Genomic DNA, 2,542 nt, shown 5'->3' with positions numbered 1-2,542 from the left:
GCCACATAGTCAGCCTCAGCTGGAACCATCTCGCCTTCGATCTCCTGCTGCGGACCGGTGGTGGCACCAAAGCCGCCAAGGATAACCGAGACAAAGTGACGGTTCATCGCCTTACACATGATGTAGGAGAGGATCGCACCGGAAGAACCCACAAGCGCGCCCACCACGATGAGCAGGTCGTTGCCGAGGGAAAAACCGATCGCCGCTGCTGCCCAGCCTGAATAGGAGTTCAGCATGGATACAACAACCGGCATATCCGCGCCGCCAATACCCATGATGAGGTGATAGCCGATGAAGAACGCCAGAAGCGTCATGAGCACCAGTGCCCAGATGCCCCAGATATCGTTGAAGTACAAAACGCCCAAAACGATGGAGCCGAGCGCTGCTGCTGCGTTGAGCGCATGACCACCTGGCAGCTTGGTTGCTGCTGAGGTCAGTTTGCCTGCCAGCTTGCCGAACGCCACAACAGAACCGGTGAAGGTTACTGCACCGATGAACACACCAAGGAAGACTTCCACCTTGAGGATGTTGATCTCGACAGCGCTCTTCTTGGCAAGAACGGCTGCAAAGCCTTCAAGGCCTTTGCGAGCGGTCTCGTCCATGGCAAGCACACGGGTGAGTTCCAGATCAGCGTTGAAGCCAACGAACACAGCAGCCAGACCGACGAGCGAGTGCATAGCTGCAACCAGCTGCGGCATCTCGGTCATCTGAACGCGCATGGCAACATAGTAGCCGCCGATACCGCCAGCTACGATGAGCGCCAGAGAGAGCACCCACAGGCCGGAGCCTGGGCCAACAAGGGTTGCAGCAACGGCCAGCGCCATACCGGCGATGCCGTACCACACAGCGCGTTTAGCACTTTCCTGATTGGACAGGCCGCCCAAAGACAGGATGAAGAGAACAGCAGCCACAACATAGGCTGCGGTGGTGAAACCGTAATCCATTTTTCCAGCTCCCCTTTAAGACTTCTGGAACATGGCGAGCATGCGCCTTGTCACGAGGAAGCCGCCAAAGATGTTGATGCCTGCCATGAAGACCGACAGGGCGGCCAGAACAATCACCAGCCAAGAGCCAGAGCCGATTTGCAGCAAGGCACCCAGAATGATGATGGAGGAGATGGCGTTGGTGATGGCCATGAGCGGGGTATGCAGCGAGTGCGCCACGCCCCAGATAACCTGGAAGCCGACGAAACACGCCAGAACGAACACGATGAAGTGCTGCATGAAGCTGGCTGGAGCCACAAGGCCGACCAGAAGCATGAGCAAACCACCGCCGGCCAGAAGGGAAACCTGCTGAACGGTCTTCTTCTTGTACTCGGCAATCTCGGCAGCGCGCTTTTCTTCCGGTGTCAGTTCTTTGACTTCCGGCTTTTTCTGCGCGGCGATAGCTGCGATTTTCGGTGGTGGCGGCGGGAAGGTGATCTGGCCTTCGTGCACGATGGTCGCGCCGCGGATCACATCGTCTTCCATGTTGATGTTCGGCTGACCGTCCTTATTCGGGGTCAGGTCGTCCATCATGTGACGGATGTTGGTGGCGTAGAGTGCAGAAGACTGGGCTGCCATGCGGGATGGGAAGTCGGTGTAACCGATGATGGTCACGCCGTTGTCGGTGACAATCTTCTCATCCATCTTGGTCAGTTTACAGTTGCCGCCCTTTTCGGCAGCAAGGTCAACGATGACCGAACCCTGCTTCATGGCAGCAACCATGTCTTCGGTCCACAGTTCCGGCGCTTCGCGGTTCGGAATGAGTGCTGTGGTGATGACGATGTCGACTTCAGGCGCAAGTTCGCGGAACTTGGCAAGCTGGGCTGCGCGGAACTCAGGAGAGGAAACAGAGGCGTAACCGCCGGTGGCTGCACCGTCCTGCTGTTCTTCTTCAAAATCCAGATAGACGAACTCGGCGCCCATGGATTCAACCTGCTCGGCCACTTCCGGACGCACGTCGAACGCCAGCGTGATCGCACCCAAAGAGGTGGACGCACCAATGGCGGCAAGACCGGCAACACCGGCGCCAACGACCAGAACCTTGGCTGGCGGTACTTTACCGGCCGCGGTGATCTGACCGGTGAAGAAACGGCCGAAGTTGTTACCTGCTTCAATAACAGCGCGGTAACCGGCAATGTTGGCCATGGAGGACAGGGCGTCCATTTTCTGCGCGCGTGAAATACGCGGCACCATGTCCATAGCAAGCACGTTAACGCCTTTATCGGCGAACTGCTGCATCAACGCTTCGTTTTGAACCGGGTAGAAGAACGAGATCAGGATCTGGCCTTTACGGGCAAGTTCCAGTTCCGCTTCTGCCGGCGGGCGCACCTTCACAACAATATCTGCTGTCTCCCAGAGGGTGCGTGCATCGCTTACAACCTTGACACCGGCCGCTTCATAATCTGCGTCCGTAATATTGGCACCAAGGCCAGCGCCGCTCTCAACGGCGCATTCATAACCAAGCTTGTGAAGCTGCTTGGCGCTGTCAGGGGTCAGGGAAACGCGTAGCTCCCCATCAAGGACCTCCTTAGGAGCCCCAATAATCATCGGCTGTTCCT

The 2,542-nt window shown here is 57.5% G+C and carries 2 protein-coding genes; both read right to left on the bottom strand.

The features are described 5' to 3' along the window. On the bottom strand, positions 1-944 hold a 944-nt coding region (locus tag E1162_RS00135), incomplete at its 3' end, for an NAD(P)(+) transhydrogenase (Re/Si-specific) subunit beta (protein WP_155125415.1). 15 nt (positions 945-959) lie between these two features. Beyond that, on the bottom strand, positions 960-2,531 hold the full coding sequence (locus tag E1162_RS00130) for a Re/Si-specific NAD(P)(+) transhydrogenase subunit alpha (protein ID WP_155125414.1): 1,572 nt from the start codon (positions 2,529-2,531) through the stop codon (positions 960-962). Between the last annotated feature and the right edge of the window lie 11 nt (positions 2,532-2,542).

The organism is Pseudovibrio flavus, from assembly GCF_009711345.1.
Lineage (GTDB): Bacteria > Pseudomonadota > Alphaproteobacteria > Rhizobiales > Stappiaceae > Pseudovibrio > Pseudovibrio flavus.
Note: the sequence above shows the minus strand (reverse complement) of the source record. Positions and strands in the feature narration are given on the sequence as shown.

Coding starts and splice junctions, on each gene's coding strand:
- E1162_RS00130 (WP_155125414.1), bottom strand. CDS start 2,531: ATGATTATTGGGGCTCCTAAGGAGGTCCTTGATGGGGAGCTACGCGTT.